The organism is Candidatus Hydrogenedentota bacterium (genome assembly GCA_019695095.1).
In the GTDB taxonomy this organism is placed as follows: Bacteria; Hydrogenedentota; Hydrogenedentia; order Hydrogenedentales; family SLHB01; genus JAIBAQ01.
The window spans coordinates 1-3,321 of record JAIBAQ010000355.1; the positions used below are offsets into that span (position 1 = coordinate 1).

Annotated in this window: 3 protein-coding genes; 1 reads left to right on the forward strand and 2 read right to left on the reverse strand. The window is 57.9% G+C overall.

The window, feature by feature from the left end:
* Window positions 1-666 (reverse strand): carboxypeptidase-like regulatory domain-containing protein (locus K1Y02_26250; protein ID MBX7259884.1); only part of this gene is annotated, 666 nt, incomplete at its 3' end.
* A gap of 154 nt (window positions 667-820) precedes the next feature.
* Between K1Y02_26250 and K1Y02_26255 the strand changes: the two genes are divergently transcribed.
* The gene (locus K1Y02_26255) at window positions 821-2,635 is read left to right on the forward strand and encodes a hypothetical protein (GenBank protein MBX7259885.1); all 1,815 of its coding nucleotides are present in this window, start codon (window positions 821-823) and stop codon (window positions 2,633-2,635) included.
* 132 nt (window positions 2,636-2,767) lie between these two features.
* On the opposite strand, the gene K1Y02_26260 is transcribed toward K1Y02_26255, so the two are convergent.
* Window positions 2,768-3,223: an SET domain-containing protein-lysine N-methyltransferase gene (locus tag K1Y02_26260; GenBank protein MBX7259886.1), complete on the reverse strand. Its 456-nt coding sequence runs from the start codon at window positions 3,221-3,223 to the stop codon at window positions 2,768-2,770.
* Window positions 3,224-3,321 lie beyond the last annotated feature (98 nt).

Below are 3,321 nucleotides of genomic sequence, written 5' to 3' on the forward strand. Positions count from 1 at the left end.
AACTGACGCGCCTATTTGCCCCAGTATCCTCTGCACCCAACACGAGCTTGACTGTAACTGCACCTCCGGCGAACATCCCGCCGGTGTCCCCTCGCCTACGGTGACCTGCTGCGCTTCCGAAAATCTCCTGTTTGCAGGTGCCGATAAGTAGTACGCCGCCGGCTCCATGTCCTCCCACAAAAACCGTCCGTCTGTTCGCGTGGTTAAGAAATGCCTTTGTGTCAGTACACTGTATTCCGGAATAAGACGATACACGCTGACCGCGTATGTCCCATCCCGGCTTGCCCCCTCACCCGTAACTCGCCCGCATAGCGAGAAACTCGGTGCAACCCTCACCTTAAACCCTCTACGCTTTTCGCCCGCCCGTAGATTTACTGTCGTTACTGCCGCCAGGCGCAACCCACGCGTCGCCGTCTCCACCCTGTATCGACCCGGTTTGATCTGCCCAAACCGGAATCGCCCATCCGGTCCGGTCATCTCTTCGTACCCGTCGTAATAGCGCAGCGGATTATCATCCATCGCCCGCAGTCGCACCACTACTCTCCGGCCTCCCGAATCCGCCACAACACCTGACAACTCAGCCAGCCGCTCTACCGGCACTGACGCCGGTGAGCCTGTCCCCCAAACTGCCCAAACGAGAAGTAGCCGAACCACCGTTCGATGCACGTTAACCATCCTTACGTTCACCCCTCCCGTTCGGTTTCCCTCGCTCGCGCTCAGGCCGTTCCCTGGCATCTTTCCGACGCAAATAACTACATTGAAGATATCAGGATCGTTTATCCTTATAAAGGGCCCGTTCGCCGCCAGTAGCAGGTGACCGATGATATCCGCTGTACTGCTTCTACTCGCCCAGGTAATTCCGCCGCCCTTCGCTCAAATCACAGACCTCGCCACCAATCACGACGGCGCCGAACTCTACTTCGGCAGCGGCCTCATCCATGCCGAAACCAGCACGGAACCGCATTCGAAAATCTTCCGCTGGACCAGGGAAACCGGCGTGCGGACCTTCCTCTCGCGCACAAGAGAATGGACAACGCCCTGTTGCAGATGGGGTGTGCTGAGCAATTACTTCGACCTTCGTTTCCCCTCCGTGGCCGCAAACGGGCTTGTTGCCTTTAGCGGCTATCGTTTCTGCAAGAGTTGCTTTATCGTGGGGCCACCCGTCGACGGGATGTCTTACGTAATGACATCAGACGGAACAGTGACGCGCGAAATTAAAGCTCCCCTCCCTATCTCACGCGCGCCGTCGTACTACACAGTCTTTAGCCCCAATGGACTCTACTTCTCTGTTGGTGGATCCAGTTATTATTCGGAGCCGCGGGCCGCGGTGGTCAACTTGGGACTTACCGCCAAGCGTAGCGTAGTCGCCGACGATGGAACCGCGGTGTATGCTGACGCCAACTACCGTTTAGCAGCAGCCGGACGCTATGACGCCGATACCGGACGCAGCACCCGTCAGCAACTACTGCCCGCCTCTGTTCCCGTCGCCGCACCCATGATCAGCGGCAACGCCAAAGTCGTCGTGTATGAATCCCTCTATGAGCAGGGAACGCCGCGCCGCTTCTACTCTCTCGACCTCGAAACCCGGCAGGAGCGCCTCCTCTTCACTGACGCGGAAACAGAAGACTACGGTCCGCTCAGTTACCTGAACGACAGGCCTACAAATTTCCTTGTCCCGTTCCCCGAGGCGATGTACGGCGCTTCCATCGACGATACCGGCCGCTTCGCCCTACTCCTCGCTCGCGAAGCAGTCGACAAACCTCGTCAGTGGCTTTATCTCGCCCCAACTGATCGCGGCGAGGGTGGAGGTGAATGGTTCGCCTATGCCGAAGAGGGTTATCGGGAAGCCCTTCTTTCGGGCGACGCCCAAGTCATTTTTGCAGTCACCAACTCCGGACGCCTGATCCGAATCAATCGCCAGGGCAATGTCATTGAAGACTTGGTGCCGCCCACTCCCTTCATCAACAACATCGTTGGTGGCGTCCGCCCGGGTTCGCTCGTCCGAATCTATGGAGGCGGATTCGCAACGGAAACCATCGTTCCGCAAACCTTGCCTGCAACCACTTCCCTGGCGGGAGTAGAGGTCGAGTTCCAGGGAAGGCCCACGTTTATTACACGCGTCAGCCCCAACGAGATCGACGTTCAACTCCCCTGGGATTTCAACCTAAAACCGACAGGCCAGTGGGAACAATCTCCTTTGCTCGTCAAAGTGCCCAATTCAAGTCCCCTTCAATTTGGCGCCGTTCAATGGCCTTACAGCACCGACACGATCAATCTACCCCCCGGCCCTTTCCACGACGATGGCACGCCTGTCACCCTGGCACGGCGTGTCCGGTCGAATGAGATCCTAAGGTTCGTGGTCTCCGGCATGCCCCTACCGCCCGGTGTCCCTGGTATGCCCGCGGTACAGCGCCAACCCGTCGATTTCAACTGCGTCCTCAACAGCAACTACCAGCCAATACAAACCCTCTACGCCGGCCCTATCTCCGGCACATTCGGGCTGAGTGAAGTAGTTGTCAAAATGCCGGAGTTTACCGATGCGAACCTCGACCCAACCCGCCGTCGGGCATCATTCCGTTGCATCGGCGAAGGCAGTACCACTTTCTTCATGAGCCTGCCCGTGGAACGCAGATAACCAGTACCACCCACGCGCGAGCAACATGTCCGAAAGTCCCAAACAGTTCCGGGTCTGATCCAGAGTCCCCGATAGCCGAGCCATGGGCGCGCGCGTGCCCCGCGCAGTCCACTCCTCCGGATGGCGCGCCGCTCAGTCTTTCCGATTGATAGTGCCGCGGCACGACTTCGTGCCGCACGCACACAGCACCTTCTCGACGTGCTTATCGAAGTTGTAGTCGATCGTCAGTTCCTCGCCCTTCTTGATCGCCCGCATGCTCATGTAGAGAATGTGGTCCTTCACAACCCAGGCGCGAACATTCGGCTCGCATGAATGGTTGACGTATTCGGCTCCGCTTCCGCCCACGGAGCCGTCTTTCGTCCAGTAGCTGTTGACCGTGAAAAGGTAGATCAAATCGGTCGAAGCGGCACGCCGCTTCGTTTCCTTCCGATTGATCATCTCGCCGGTGTATTCGATGATCTTGCGGTTCGCCGGTATTGGCTCATCCGCATACACACCCCAGCGATGAATTTTCGATTTGGCGACACGCAGTTTAAAGCAAGCGTACCGCTCGTCTATGTGAGGCTTTTCCGCACCCAAACGCGATATTTCCCTCTCTCGTTAGAAATCGTCTTGGGCGGTCGATTTCTTCTTGCCCTTGCGTCGCATCACTATGACGACGACGCAGACCACCGCAAGAACCGCCG

What these genes read in the sequence shown, in the direction of transcription:
- K1Y02_26255 (MBX7259885.1), top strand. Translation starts at nt 821, where the DNA reads ATGATATCCGCTGTACTGCTTCTACTCGCCCAGGTAATTCCGCCGCCC.